Source organism: Plantibacter sp. Mn2098 (genome assembly GCF_049319745.1).
Taxonomy (GTDB): Bacteria; Actinomycetota; Actinomycetes; order Actinomycetales; family Microbacteriaceae; genus Plantibacter.
On sequence record NZ_JBMOUH010000004.1, the window covers coordinates 212,523 to 226,699 of the forward strand.

Annotated in this window: 7 protein-coding genes; 4 read left to right on the top strand and 3 right to left on the bottom strand. The window is 70.0% G+C overall.

The window, feature by feature from the left end; genetic code table 11:
• The first annotated feature begins 3,524 nt into the window (after nt 1-3,524).
• The gene (locus ACL9RL_RS08300) at nt 3,525-7,184 is read left to right on the top strand and encodes a DUF5979 domain-containing protein (protein ID WP_422779854.1); all 3,660 of its coding nucleotides are present in this window, start codon (nt 3,525-3,527) and stop codon (nt 7,182-7,184) included.
• Nucleotides 7,185-7,325: 141 nt separating this feature from the next.
• Here ACL9RL_RS08300 and ACL9RL_RS08305 read toward each other — a convergent pair whose 3' ends face one another.
• The 3 genes from ACL9RL_RS08305 to ACL9RL_RS08315 form a co-directional block, all read right to left on the bottom strand.
• Nucleotides 7,326-7,730 carry a RidA family protein gene (locus tag ACL9RL_RS08305; RefSeq protein WP_422779756.1) on the bottom strand — a complete coding sequence of 135 codons (405 nt, stop codon included), beginning with the start codon at nt 7,728-7,730 and terminating at the stop codon, nt 7,326-7,328.
• A gap of 140 nt (nt 7,731-7,870) precedes the next feature.
• On the bottom strand, nt 7,871-8,677 hold the full coding sequence (locus ACL9RL_RS08310; RefSeq protein ID WP_422779757.1) for an IclR family transcriptional regulator: 807 nt from the start codon (nt 8,675-8,677) through the stop codon (nt 7,871-7,873).
• Nucleotides 8,674-9,930 carry a sugar kinase gene (locus ACL9RL_RS08315; RefSeq protein WP_422779758.1) on the bottom strand — a complete coding sequence of 419 codons (1,257 nt, stop codon included), beginning with the start codon at nt 9,928-9,930 and terminating at the stop codon, nt 8,674-8,676. Before ACL9RL_RS08315 ends, ACL9RL_RS08310 begins: the two co-directional genes overlap by 4 nt.
• A 156-nt stretch (nt 9,931-10,086) precedes the next feature.
• Between ACL9RL_RS08315 and ACL9RL_RS08320 the strand changes: the two genes are divergently transcribed.
• The 3 genes from ACL9RL_RS08320 to ACL9RL_RS08330 all read left to right on the top strand — a co-directional run bounded on the left by ACL9RL_RS08320 (nt 10,087) and on the right by ACL9RL_RS08330 (nt 14,127).
• Nucleotides 10,087-11,472: an amino acid deaminase gene (locus ACL9RL_RS08320; RefSeq protein ID WP_422779759.1), complete on the top strand. Its 1,386-nt coding sequence runs from the start codon at nt 10,087-10,089 to the stop codon at nt 11,470-11,472.
• A 178-nt stretch (nt 11,473-11,650) separates the two neighbouring features.
• Nucleotides 11,651-12,358, top strand: coding sequence for a bifunctional 4-hydroxy-2-oxoglutarate aldolase/2-dehydro-3-deoxy-phosphogluconate aldolase (locus ACL9RL_RS08325; protein ID WP_422779760.1), 708 nt, complete (start codon nt 11,651-11,653; stop codon nt 12,356-12,358).
• Complete coding sequence (locus ACL9RL_RS08330) at nt 12,355-14,127, top strand: N-acyl-D-amino-acid deacylase family protein (RefSeq protein WP_422779761.1); 1,773 nt, start codon at nt 12,355-12,357, stop codon at nt 14,125-14,127. The genes ACL9RL_RS08325 and ACL9RL_RS08330 overlap by 4 nt, the downstream gene beginning before the upstream one ends.
• Nucleotides 14,128-14,177: the final 50 nt, after the last annotated feature.

The window sequence follows — 14,177 nt, forward strand, 5'->3', positions numbered from 1 at the left end:
AGACCGCTTCCTCCGAGACGGTGCGGCCGGGTGAGACCTTCAGCTACACGCTCGACGTGAGCTGCATCGCGATCTCGGTCAACGGCGCGTGCACCAACGCGACGATCGTCGACAACGTGCCGGCCGGCTTCGTGATCGAGAACGTCGAGCTCGATGCTTCGCTCGGCAAGGCGACGTCGTCGGTCACCGGGAACACGGTCACCGTGGTGATGTCGGAGACGCTGAGCGACCCGCCCGGGGCCATCGGGATGAAGCCGACGAGCGGCAACGTCACCATCACCGTCCGCGTCCCGGACGACTACCCCTACGCGAAGAGCGGCATCCCCGTCGTCAACTCCGCCACCATCACTGCAACAAACGGCGTCAAGCCGGCCACAGACACCGCGACGGTGACCCCGATCGTGGTCCTCGCCCTCCACGCAGGCGCGACCAAGACCATCTCCCCTGAGGGCGGCCCGGCCGTTCCTGGCACCCCCGCCACCGCGAGCCTCATCGGCACGAACACGTCGAACGCCGGTGTGACGAAACTCGTGCTGACCGACCCGATCGACCCGTCCGCGCAGCCCAACCCGTTCTCGCTGCTCGGTGTGACCGGTCTCGGCACCGTCACGCTGCCCGAGGGCGCCGACCTCGTCCAGGTGGACGTGTGGGACGGCACCGAGTGGGTCGCAGGCACCGCACAGGCTGCAGCGGCACTCCCCGACGGCGTCGATGTCGACACCATCGCCGGTCTCCGCTTCACCTTCACGAACAGCGCCGGCGGGGTCATCCCGCAGGGCGCCTCCGCTTCCGTCGACGTCGACCTCGCGCAGCGCGCGGCCGTCGCAGAACTCGGCGAGCAGGTCTTCATCAAGAACGACCTCCAGGTCGACGTCTCGCTGAACGGCGAGACCGCCAGCGCGAGCGATGACGCGACGTACCGCATCCCGCTGACCGTCATCTCGGCCGCAGCATCGAAGTCGATCGAGCCGAACGGCATCGTCGCCGGCGAGTCGAGTACGGTCACGACCTCGGTCACGAACGCGAGCACCGACCCCGTCGCGAAGCTCACGCTCACCGAGCCGGCGATCACGGACCCGGCAGACCCTGCGGCGTCCGCCATCCCGGCCGGCATCTCCTTCGACGCGTTCACCGACCGGGTGATGTGGCCGGCCGGCGCGACGAGCGCCACGGTCACCTGGACCTACCGGGACGGCACGACCGAGACGGTCGCCGCCGGTGACGTCGACACGCTCCCCGCACCGGACCCGACCCGCGAGGTCGCCCGGTTCTCCGTGACCTACGAGGGTCAGATCGCCGCCGGCGCAGAGGCGCGCGTCCCGTTCACCGTCGTCTCCGACCGCGACATCGCACCGACCCCGTTCGTGTGGGACAACACGGTCGAGGGCAAGGCGACGTCAGCTGACGGCACAAGCGGCAAGGCGCAGGCGAACGACAAGCTGACCGTGCACGACAAGCACCTCGCCGTGCAGGTCGGCAAGAAGATCAGCCCCGCCGCCATCCTCGCCATCCCCGGCCAGCCGGTGACGGTGCAGCTCCCGGCCCAACTGCTGCCCTTCCCCGCGGACAGCGAGTCCGCTGGTTCGACCACCAACGCGAAGACGATCACGGTGAGCGACCCGCAGTCGTTCCCCGTCGACCCGGACACGGACCCGTGGTGGAACTCGTTCAACGCGACGAGCATCACGCAGACGGCCATCCCGGCAGGCTCCTCGCTGACCGTCCAGTACTGGGACGGCGAGAAGCTCGTGAACCTGCCCGGCGCGGTCGACATCGCTGGCGCGAAGGTCTTCTCGATGAAGATCCCCGCGCAGCTGCGCGACCAGATCAAGGGCCTGCAGTTCACCTTCACCTCCGAGCTGGGCTTCGCCCCTGGCACGAAGGTGCAGCCGAACTTCGGTGCTGAGCTCCGTCCAGGCCACCGCAACGACGGCAGCGCCATCGGCGGTCCGAAGGGCGACCCGTCGAACATCATCGAGAACTGCGCGTCCTCCGGCGCGACGGCCCCGAACATCGACCCGGCATCGGCCGTGACGGCAGCACCCTGCCCGACGATCGAGCTCATCCCGACCGAGCCCGGCACGGGCGACCTCATCACGAAGACCTGGCTGGAGAGCGGCGAGGGGACCGGCAAGACGGTCATCGCCCGTTCCGGCGACGTCCTCCCCGCACAGATCAACTGGTCGACGGGCGGCTACGGCAACCTCGACACGGTCGTCGTCTCGGACACCGAGGACCCGGCGACGACCCCGGTCGACCAGACCGTGTTCAACGCGTTCGACCTCGTCGGCGTCCGCGCCATCTCCGCGACCGACGACCCGTGGTTGAAGTACGACCGGGTGCTGCGCGTCGAGCTGTACAACGGCTCGAAGTGGGTCACGGCGACGAACGACCCGTGCCCGAACCGCTGCGACGGCACCTTCCCCGGTGTCACGCTCACCGACGACGAGCAGGTCAACACGGTCGGCGTCCGCCTCGTCTTCGCCGAGAGCGCCAACCGCGAGACGACGATCGGTGACGATCCGACCGCCCCGCAGCCGGGCACCGGCGTCGCCCGCTCGATCGGCAACGACCGTTCCTTCATCCTCGACTTCGCCGTGCGCGACGCCGTCCGTGTCCCGGTGACGAACCCGGACCCGGCCCTCGGCAGCCGTGAGTACAACAGCGCGGGTCACCCGGGCGATGTCGTCAACACGGCGCGCGCGACCGGCTTCGACGCCGACGGCGCCCCGGTCGTGACCGACACCGATGCGGACACCGCGACGATCATCGACGTCCCGCTCAACGTGCAGGTCTCGAAGGGCTGGGCCGGCGGTCCCATCGGCATCCCGCCGGTCGGCACACCGAACGCCTCCTACCCGTCCGGTCGCGTCTCGATCGTCGCCACCAACGTGACGGCCGCCAAGGTCGATACGCTGAGTGTGTCCGACCCCGGCACCGATGCGAACGGCCTGCCGACGTCGAACCCGTTCCAGGTGTTCAACCTGAAGCAGATCTTCGGCGTGACGGTCCCTGACGGTGCGAAGTCCTCCGCCGTTGTGCTCGGCCTCGCGGACGGCACCGAGCGCAACCTGCCGCTCTCCGCAGCGCTGGGGCTCTCCGAGTCCGAACTCGCGGACGTCGTGTCGATCGCGGTGACGCACACCGGCCGCATCGCAGCCGGCGCGAAGACGGAGATCACCCTCGACCTCCGTCTGCGTGCAACGGTCCGCGGATCCGACGACGTGCCCGTCACGAAGGCCGACTTCCCGCAGGTCTCCAACGACACGACGGCCACCGTCGCCGACCTCGGCGGCAACGCCGACGACACCCCGACGGCGAACGATGACGCCTCGATCCGGCTTGAGGACGCATCGATCTCGGTCACCGCGTCCAAGACGTTCAACCAGGCGTCGCAGCAGGAGCCGAACCGCGCCCCGATCGCGATGACGATCTCCGGTCAGCCGGGTGGCAGCGTCCGGACCGCGAAGATGGTCCTGACCGATGACTCCGGCACGTTCTGGAACGCGTACGACGCTGTCGGGATGTCCGGTCAGCTCACGCTCACCGCACCCATCAACCGGGTGCAGGTCGACGTGTGCGTCGATCGTTCCTTCGACGATGTCACGCTCGACTGTGTCGCATCGGGTGGTCGCTGGGTGAACGGCACCGTGCAGACGGCTGCGCAGTTCAACGCCAAGCCCATCCCGGACGGTGTCCAGGCGGCTGACGTCCAGGGCGTCCGCTACACCTTCACCCGTGGAGACGGTGCGTTCTGGGAGAACCCGGCCACGCCGACGCAGAGCGTCTCGATCTCGGTCCAGCGCCGCCTCGAACTGCGCTCGGGCGGAGAGGTCCCCTCGACGCTCGCCGGCAACACCGCCGCCCCGGGTGAGGAGGCTCCCGGCCAGTTCACGAACCGTGTCGTCGCCGACGTCACCGGTGCGCTGAACTCGGGCGGCACGTCCGACCCGCTCACGGCGACGGACGACGCGGAAGCGATCGTCAAGTACACCCACTCGACGAACTCGGTCGCCGTGCAGAAGACGCCGACGGGTGTGCAGTCGCCTGGCAAGACCTTCACCTACGGGCTGTCGGTCACCAACACCGGCAACACCCCGATCATGAACCCGGTCATCACCGATGTGCTCCCGCGGGACGCAGGCGGGCCGCAGCTCATCTTCGACCCGACGACCGAGCTGACGTCGTCGCCGTACTCGTACTCGATCACGGGCGCCGCTCCGATCGTGCCGAACGGTACGCAGCTCCCGACCGCGGTCGCCGACGTCACCGCGACGGTCAACTCGAGCGCCGACAAGATCTCCTTCACCTTCCCGAAGGGGAGCGTGCTCGAGGTCGGTCAGACCTACAAGGTCTCCATCCAGCTCATGTTCCGCCCGGGCCTGATCGCGAACCTGCAGGTCACGAACTCGTTCGGTGTGACGGGTGACCGCGCGTGGGATGCCTGCACCGGCGTCACCGGCGGCCGCCCAGGCAAGCTCGACGCGGCCACTGGCGAGTGCCGCACCGACACGATCGTGTCCGTGCTGCTGGCCGGCGCCATCCGCCCGGTGAAGACGGTCAAGGCCGTCGACCCCGAGCTCGGCAACAAGTCGGTCGGCGGCCCGAACATCTGTGCCGCCGATGAGGACGGGTTCTGGCGTGGAGGCTGCGTCCCCGTGACGAAGCCCGGCAAGGACGAGATCTGGCGGATGGCGTTCACCAACACGGGAACGCTCGGGATGAACCGTCTCGTCGCCATCGACAAGCTCCCGGCTGTCGGCGACACCGGCTCGAGCACCTCGCTGCCGCGTGGTTCGCAGTTCGCGACGACGTTCCAGGGCACGGCCGTGCTGGCCGGTGCTCCGCAGGGCTCGACGCTCACGACGTACTACACGACCGATGCGCAGCCGTGCACGACCGATCTCGACACCACCGGCCCAGGGTGTGCCCCCGGCCGTTGGAACGTGTGGGACCCGAAGGGGACCGTGGACCCGAAGACGGTCCTCGGCCTGAAGTTCGTGGTCGACTTCGCGACGCCGTTGCAGCCTGCCGGTGTGGTCAAGATCGATCTGACCACGACGTCGCCGGCCGTCTCCCCGACGGCCGGACCGGACACGGTGGCCTGGAACACGGTCGCCGTCGCCGGTCGGACCGTCAACGGCAACACGGTCGGCAAGACGCCGGTCGTCGAGGGCAACAAGGTCGGCGTGATCCTCGCGACCGGTCCGCTGCAGGTCGTCAAGGCGCTCGAGGGCGACGGTGTCGAGCGGTACGCGCCTGCGTCGTTCACGGCCGCTGTGACCTGTGTCTCCGCCGGGGTCGAACTCCCGCCGGTCACCGTCACGCTCAACGCGGACGGAACGCCTGTGACGGTTCCCGACCTGCCGTGGGGCTCCGAGTGCACCGTCGCCGAGGATGACAACGGTCAGACATCGGCCGACGCGAACACGGTCACGATCGTGTCCGGTACGCAGGACGTGCCCGTCATCACCCTGACGAACACGTACTCGCTCGCGGGCCTGACGCTCTCGAAGGCGGTCACCTCGACCGCCGTCGACGCCGACGGGACGCCGATCTCCTACGGTCCGTTCGGGTTCGGTGTGAGCTGCACCTTCCTCGGCGCGGCGGTCTACGCCGACGGGTACTCGGCCGAGAAGCCGATGGACCTGACGATCGCCGATGGCGACAGCGTCACGCTCACGGGGCTCCCGGCCCGCGCGGAGTGCGTCGTCACCGAGACGGACACGAAGGGCGCCGTCTCCACGACGGTCGCCACCGTGACCGGTGAGAACTCCACCGAAGCGGTCGCCGGCACCACGGCGACGATCGGTCTCGCCGCGAACGGCGACGAGGGCGACGTGACCAACGCGACGACCTTCGGCAACGTCTTCGCGGACGGCTCGGTGCAGATCACCAAGGAGGTCATGGGCGACGGTGCGGCAGCATACGGGCAGGGACCGTTCACGGTCCACGCCACCTGCACGCTCGTCGACCCGACCGGCACGCGCACCGTCTGGGACGGGGACCTCGTCCTCGGTGGGGACGAGCCGCTCGTCGCGACGATCGACCACATCGCATCCGGTGCGACGTGTGAGATCACCGAGACGCGCAACGGCGGCGCGGACTGGACGACCGTGTCGGAGGACACCGTGACGGTGACCGACGGCGGAACGGCCGAGGTCACCATCCGCAACGGCTTCCAGCTCGGTGCGCTGCACGTCGAGAAGGAGATCGTCGGTGACGGTGCCGCACTGTACGGCGCCGGTCCGTTCGAGGTCCTGCTCAGCTGTGTCCGCGACATCGACGGCGAACAGGTCGCCTTCGACGTCCCCGGTGGCGCGACGCGCGCCCTCACGGCGGAGAACGGCTACCAGGCCGACTACGAGGGCCTGCCGGCCCGCGCGCTCTGCAACGTGAGCGAGTCCCTCACGGGCGGTGCGACATCGTCCACGGTGACGGCCGTCCACACGCCGCTGCCCGAGACGTTCGCGCCGTTGGCCGCCGAGGCGCCGGTCTCCGGCGATGCGGTCGAGGGCATCGACCTCACGGTCGGTGTCGGTGCGACGGTGACCATCTCGCTCGTGAACACCTTCGACGTCGGAGCGATCCTCGTCACGAAGGAGATCACGGGTGCCGGCGCCGCGGACAATGCCGACAAGGTGTTCACGGTCGTCCTGACCTGCTCGGCGGATGTCGACGGCGAGAGCGTCCAGGTCGCGATCCCGGATGGTGCGGAGCGGACCCTGTCGAAGGCCACCGGCCTCACGACGCGGTACGAGCAGCTGCCCATCGGCGCCGACTGCTCGCTCGCCGAGACGAACAACGGTGGTGCCGTGCGCACGACCATCACGCCGAACACGGGTGACCGTCACGTCGGTCAGGTCACGGTGCTCCCGGCCCCGGTCGATGTGCCGGGTGACGGCGGCGAAGGCGGAGAGGGTGCCGTCGATGGTGGCGAGCACGTCGAGCGGGTCGCCGCCGGTGACGTCGTCGCCGACGAGTCGTCCGACGTCGAGTTCGTCGACGGCGCCGTGCTCATCACGGTCGTGAACGAGTTCGGTCCGACGCCGATCCCGCCGCGCGGCGGCCTCACGAGCACGGGTGTCGATGCGATGCTCCCGTGGGCGCTCGGTGGCGGCCTGGCCGCGCTCGGAACGCTGCTGCTCGGCCTGGGCCTCTGGCACCGTCGCCGCACCGCCTAGCGACGGGCGTCGCTGACCCGCGAGGTGAGGCGGATCGTCACTCCGGAACAATCCGGACGACGATCCGCCTCACCTCGCGGCCGTTAACGCACAACGCCGCCGACCCGTGAGGGCGGCGGCGTTGCGGCGTGGACGGGCCGACTAGTCGACGATGGCGATGGCGTCGATCTCGACGAGCATCTCCTCGCGGGGCAGGCCGGTGAACACCGTGGTGCGCGACGGCAGGACGCCGGACGTGATGCGCGCGGAGACGAACTCGCCGTACGCGTCGTTCATGATCGGGAAGTCCTCACGCTTCGTGAGGTAGACGCGCAGCATCATGACGTCGTCGAAGGTCGCGCCGCCGGCCTTCAGGATGGCCTCCACGTTCTGCAGCGTGCGCGTGGTCTGCGCCGCGACATCGCCGGGGAAGAGGTATTCGTTCGTCGCCGGGTCGACGGGGCCCTGGCCTGAGACCTGGACGAACGAGCCCTTGCGGACACCCTGGGAGAAGGTGTGGGCGGGTGCCGGGGCGTCGGTCGTCGAGATGGCGATGCGTTCTGACATGGGGTCCTTTCGGGACGTTTGGGTGGTGGGCACTTCGACAAGCTCAGTGACCGGTGGTGGTGGGGTCGGTGGGCACTTCGACACGCTCAGTGACCGGTGTACGCGGTCCCTGAGCTTGTCGAAGGGGCATTTCGGCAGGCTCAGTGACCGGTGTGACCGAGGTCCGTGTCCGGTCCCTGAGCTTGTCGAAGGGCCACAGCCGGACCCGGCGAATAGCCGAGATCGGCGGAGATCGCAGCCGTCGCCTCCAGCAACTGCGGCAACAGTGCGCGCACACCGCTGTGCGGCAGGACGGCCGTCGGGACGGAGATCGAGACGGCGGCGGCGATCCGCCCGTCCGGCCCGAACACGGGCGCCGCGACACAGTTCATAAAGCTCTCGTGCTCCTCGTGGTCCTCAGCCCACCCGCGTTCCGTGGATCGTTCGATCTCGGCGAGCAGCCCCTCGGCCGTGACGATCGTCTTCTCGGTGTACGCCTCGAAGGTGATCCCGTCCACGATGCGGCGACGCTCGACCGGGTCGAGCCCGCCGAGCAGGACCTTCGCGACACCGGTCGCGTAGAGCGACGCCGGCAGTCCGACACGCGAGTACATCCGCAACGGCTGCCTGGATTCGACCTTGTCGATGTAGAACACCGCGCCGTCGTCGTACGCTGCGAGGTGCACGGTCTGGCCGGTGGCGTTGCCGAGGGCTCGCAGGTGCGATGATGCGACGTTGCGGACGTCCTGGTCTTCCAGCGCCGTCTGGGTGAGGTCGAACATCGCCCGCCCGAGGTGGTACCGGAACGCGCCGTCGCGCGTGACGAAGCCGTGCTCTTCGAGTGTGTTGAGCAGGCGCAGCACGGTCGTCTTGTGCACGCCGATCACCTGGGACATGCCGTCGAGGGAGTTGTTGCCCGAGACGATCTCGCGGAGGAGGTCGAGGGCGCGGGAGAGGGACTGGCTCATGCGCCCATTGTCCTCTGCGTCGTTGTCCTCTGCGCCGTTGACGTCTGCACGGCCGCAGCCGGCTCGGGTGCAGCGGTGTCGGCCCAGGGGAGTCGGCGGCCCGGCGCGACGCTCCATCCGGACCACTCTGCCGGCGTCGCATCGATGATCCGGCGCAGCTCTACTGGTGTCGGCACGACATCCGGGCGGTCGCCGTGGCAGATGAGGGTGCTCGCGGCGGTCGCGTGGCCGATGCGCGTGCACGAGGTGTCGTCGAGTCCTGTGGCGAGGCCCACGAGGTACCCGGCTGCGAAGGCGTCCCCGGCTCCGACCGTCTCGACGACGTCGACCGTGAGGCACGGGACGTCGCACGAGGTGACGGCGATGGGCGTTCCGGCCCCGGTCCCAGCTCCAGTCCCGTCTCCAGCTCCAGCTCCAGCATCGGCCCGGTGCGCCGTCACGGCGGAGATCGCATCGTTCTTGAACACGATGCGCACGAGCCGGGGGAACTCCGCGAACAGGCGGGCGGCATCGGCGTGCCCGAAGAAGCCCTCCGCCTCGTCGACGCCCAGGAAGAGGATGTCGGCCTGTTCGATGAGGCGGCGCAACGGTTCGGTCGTGCGCCCGGCCCAGAGCCGCGGCCGGTAGTTGAGGTCGACGCTCAGCACGGCGCCCGTGGTGAGGTGTGCGCGCACATCGGCGATCGCTGCGGCCGTGTCGGGGGAGAGCGCGGCGGTGATGCCGGAGGTGTGGACGATGCCGGAGGCAGCGAACACGGCGCTCGATTCCGGCCGGCGGAAGTACGCGGTGTCGATGGCAGAGGCGGCCGATCCGCTCCGGTAGTAGTGCATGCGCGGCGCCCGGGAGCCGTCCTCCGCCGTCACCGTCTCCTTGATGTAGAGGCCGGTGGAGCGCGTCGGGTCGAGTTCGACGGCGTCGGTGAGCACCCCGGCGGCGGTCGCGACGTCGAGCACGTACTCACCGAATCCGTCGTCGCCGAGCCGCGACAACCAGTGCGCAGGCACCCCGAGTCGTGCCACGCTGGAGGCGACGTTGAACTCGGCGCCGCCGATCGCGGTGTCGAAGCGGCGGGTCTCGGCGAGTGGACGCTGCGACTCGGGGAGGAGGACGACCATGGCCTCGCCGATCGTGCTGACCGTGACGGGGGTTGTCGGGGCGGTCGGAGCGGCGGGCGCTGCCGGGGCTGCCTGGGCTGCCGGGGCTGTCGGCTGCGCGGACGTCGGGTGCTGGGACGTCGAGTGTCCGGACGTCACTGTCATCACCTGTCGTTCTGTGGTTCGTGCGCTGCGGAGGCGCGTGCTCCGGGGTGCGGGTCGGGTTGACGCCCCCTGCACACGATGCTAGAACAGGGGTAGCATTCAGCGCAACCGTCGTTGCGAATAGTGCAACGCTCGCCATCTGAGGAGATCATGACCGAGGCAACTGACGCATTCGACGCTGCAACGCTCGGCGTCACGGACGGCGCGCTCAAGGGATTCCCGCCCGCCGCGTTCCACGTCGACGCCGGCGACTTCCTCGCATCGGCCCCGCTCCTCTCCTCCTTCACCACGCCTCTCGTCACGGTCGACCGCGCCGCCGTCACCGACAACGTCGAGACGATGCGCCGATGGTGCGCAGCCGCCGGTGTCGGCATCGCACCCCACGGGAAGACGACGATGAACCGCGCACTCTGGCAGCGACAACTCGATGCCGGCGCGTGGGGGATCACCGTCGCCACGCCGTGGCAGCTGAGCGTGGCGCTCGACTGGGGCATCCAGCGCATCATGCTCGCGAACGCGCTCGTGCAGCCGGAGTACCTGCGACTCGTCGCCCGTGCGCTCGCGTCCGGCGACACCGAGATCGTCGTGTGGGCCGACAGCATCCGTGCCGTCGAGATCATGACCGAGGTGCTCGGCGACGGCATTGAGACCCGTCCGCTCCACGTGCTCGTCGAACTGGGCGCCCCCGGTGGGCGGACCGGGGCGCGCACGCACGACGCGGCCCTCGACATCGCCCGTGCCATCGAGGCGTCCCCGTCGCTCGCGCTCGCGGGCGTCGCGGGGTACGAGGGCGCACTCGCCCACCACGGCGACGATGCGTCGTTGCAGGTCGTGCGCGACTACCTCGTTGCGCTCGGTGCGCTGGATGACGCGCTGCGAGCCTCGTCGGCGTACGACGAGCGGGTGTCGACCATCATCGTGACGGCCGGCGGCAGCGCCTACTTCGACGTCGTCGCCGAGGTGCTCGCGCCGCGTCGCGACCTCGATGGCGTGCGCGGACGTCCGACCGACGTGCTCCTCCGGTCCGGCGCCTACATCACCCACGACGACGGCTTCTACCGCGGCATCACACCGCTCGGTCGTGAGCTGGGGGCCGCGCTCGGTGGGGGTTCGCTCGGTGCTGCTGGTGCTGGCGACGTCGGTCCCGATGCCGACGTGCCCGTCTCGAACGACTTCCGTTCCGCGATCCACGGCTGGGCGACCGTCGTGTCCCGTCCGGAGGCAGGCCTTGCACTGGTCGACGGCGGCAAGCGCGACTTCCCGTTCGACGAGGGGCTGCCGGAGGTCCAGGGAGTGCGCCGGTACGGCGCGGAGACGGTCGAGCCGTTCACCGGCGCGACCGCCACGGCGATGAACGACCAGCACACCTTCGTGTCGATCCCCGCCGACAGCGAGCTGCAGGTCGGCGACGTCCTGCGTCTGGGCCTCTCGCACCCGTGCACCACCTTCGACAAGTGGCGGGCCCTCATCGTGATCGACGACGTGCGTCTCGACCGTCCGTCCGCCGTCGACGTCCTCACCACCACCTTCGGCTAGCCGCCGCCGCTTCCCGCCCGCTCCCCTTCCCGCCCGCTTCCCTTCCCTTCCGCCCCCGCCCTTCCCCTCCCGCCCCGCCAACCACCCCCAAACCGCCCGCGAACTGTCACTCGTGGCTGTTCTCAGCACACCAGACCAGCCACGACTGCCAGTTCGCGAACCAGAACCAGGAGACACCATGACGTTGAGCGCGCTGTACGAGGATCGGGCGATCGCCGTGGTGCGGGTGCCGACGATCCTCAGCCCGGTCGAGCTCTGCCGGGCGCTCGCCGACGGCGGGATCCGCAGCGTCGAGTTCACCTTCACCACACCGGGCGTCGAAGCCCTCATCCGGGCTGCGGCCGACGGCGCAGCTGAGCACGGGGCCGTCATCGGCGCGGGGACCGTGACCGACGCCGACACTGCGAAGCGCGCGATCGACGCCGGCGCACAGTTCCTCGTCACCCCCGGTCTGAGCGAGGCGGTCGCCGAGGTCGCGACGGCCGCGGGCATCCCCTTCCTCCTCGGGGCGATGACGCCGAGTGAGCTCATGCGCGCCCTCGACCTCGGCTCCGACGCCGTCAAGGTGTTCCCGGCCGGCACGATGGGCTCCGGGTTCCTCAAGGATCTGCGCGGACCGTTCCCGGACGTGCGGCTCGTCCCGTCCGGCGGGCTGCACGCCGGCAACGCGCGGGAGTACATCGATGCCGGCGCCGCGGCGGTCACCGCCGGATCGAGCGTTGTGGGGGCTGCTGCGGTCGCCGCGGCCGACTGGGCCGGGATCAGGGCTGCCGCGGCCGAATTCACGGCGGCGGCGCTGGGTGGATCTGCGCTGGGCGGGTCTGCTCCGGACAAGTCGGCTCCGGGCGGATCTGCGCTCCCAGTAGCATCGGTCCAGTCCCGATGACCACGCCCCCGGTGCTCATCCGCGACGCCCGCATCATCGACGGCACGGGCGCGCCGAGCATCGTGGGCGACGTCCTCCTGGACGGTGGGCGCATCGTCGCGATGGGCGGGCGGATCGACGTCCCCACTGACGTTGCCGCTGACGCTCGGGTGATCGAGGCGGCCGGGCTCGCCATCGCACCGGGGTTCATCGACATGCACGCGCACTCCGACCTCGCCGTCCTGCGCGATTCGGACCACCTCGCGAAGGTCTCCCAGGGGATCACGACCGAGGTCCTCGGTCAGGACGGCCTGTCCTACGCGCCGACGACCGACGAGACGATGGCGATCATCCGCCGACAGATCACCGGGTGGAACGGGTCCCCTGACGATGTCGACTTCTTGTGGCGGAGCATCGGCGAGTACCTGGATCTCGTCGACCGTGGTGCGGCCGTGAATGTCGCCTACCTCGTCCCGCAGGGGAGTGTGCGGATGGCGGTCGTCGGCACGGAGGACCGCCGGGCGACGCCGGAGGAGATCGAGCGGATGCGCACGCTCGTCGCCGACGGGATGCGCGAGGGCGCGTTCGGGATGTCGTCCGGCCTCACCTACGTGCCGGGGATGTTCGCCGACACCGCCGAGCTCGTCGCCCTGTGCGAGACGGTCGCGGAGCACGGCGGCTTCTTCGCGCCGCACCAGCGCTCGTACGGGCGGGGCGCGCTCGACGCGTACGCGGAGATGGTCGAGGTGAGTCGCCTGTCCGGGGCGGCGCTGCACCTCACCCACGCGACCATGAACTTCGGCGAGAACGCCGGCCGCGCCGCGGAACTCGTGCGGCTCATCGACGACGCCGCGGCCGACGGCATCGACATCACCTTCGACACCTACCCCTACCTCCCCGGGTCCACGACGCTGTCGGCGCTGCTGCCCAGCTGGGTGGCGACGGGCGGCCCGGATGCAACGCTCGAACGCCTCCGCGACCCCGGCGTGCAGGCGCGGGTACGGCACGAACTCGAAGTGACCGGGACCGATGGCTGCCACGGCGTCGTCGCCGACTGGGCCACGATCGAGATCTCCGGGGTGCAGAACCCGGCGCTCGCCGGCATCGTCGGGCGGACGGTGGCGGAGTCGGCTGCGCTGGTTGAGCTGGTTCAGGGTGTCGCGGTGGCTGGGGCCGGGCCGATCGGCGCGGCCGAGTCGACCGGTGCGGCTGAGTCGGCTGGCGCGGCTGGGGCCGCCGATTCGGTCGGTGCCTCGGCGCCGGCGGTGATCCCCGCATCGATCCTCGCCGACTGGCCGGTCGGGGACCCGACGGGCGTGTTCTTCGCGATCTTGCAGCAGGACCGGTTGGCGACGGGCATTCTGCAGCACGTCGGCGACGAGGCCAACGTCCGCACCATGATGAACCACCCGAGGCACACCGGCGGCAGCGACGGGATCCTGGTCGGTGCGAAGCCGCATCCGCGGTCGTGGGGGACGTTCCCGCGGTTCCTCGGGCACTATGTCCGCGATGAGGGTGTGCTCGGGCTGGAGGACGCGGTCGCGCATTTCACGTCGCGGCCGGCCGCGCGGTTGGGGCTTGTCGATCGAGGCGTCCTGCGGGTCGGCGCTGTTGCGGACGTGGTCCTCTTCGATCCGTCGACCGTTGCCGATCGGGCGACGTTCGCCGATCCGCGGCAGCAGTCGGCCGGTATCCCGTGGGTGTTCGTCGCGGGCGTCCCCGTCATCGAGAACGGCATCCGGACCGATGCGCTCCCCGGTCGCGCGCTGCGCCATCGTCCCGCCTCCTGACGTCCCGCCTCCTGACCTCCCGCCTCCTGACCTCCTGCCCCTGACGTCCC

Excerpts from the sequence above, each read along its gene's own strand:
- ACL9RL_RS08300 (WP_422779854.1), top strand. The coding sequence starts at position 3,525 with ATGTCCGGTCAGCTCACGCTCACCGCACCCATCAACCGGGTGCAGGTC.
- ACL9RL_RS08305 (WP_422779756.1), bottom strand. The coding sequence starts at position 7,730 with ATGTCAGAACGCATCGCCATCTCGACGACCGACGCCCCGGCACCCGCC.
- ACL9RL_RS08310 (WP_422779757.1), bottom strand. The coding sequence starts at position 8,677 with ATGAGCCAGTCCCTCTCCCGCGCCCTCGACCTCCTCCGCGAGATCGTC.
- ACL9RL_RS08320 (WP_422779759.1), top strand. The coding sequence starts at position 10,087 with ATGACCGAGGCAACTGACGCATTCGACGCTGCAACGCTCGGCGTCACG.
- ACL9RL_RS08325 (WP_422779760.1), top strand. The coding sequence starts at position 11,651 with ATGACGTTGAGCGCGCTGTACGAGGATCGGGCGATCGCCGTGGTGCGG.
- ACL9RL_RS08330 (WP_422779761.1), top strand. The coding sequence starts at position 12,355 with ATGACCACGCCCCCGGTGCTCATCCGCGACGCCCGCATCATCGACGGC.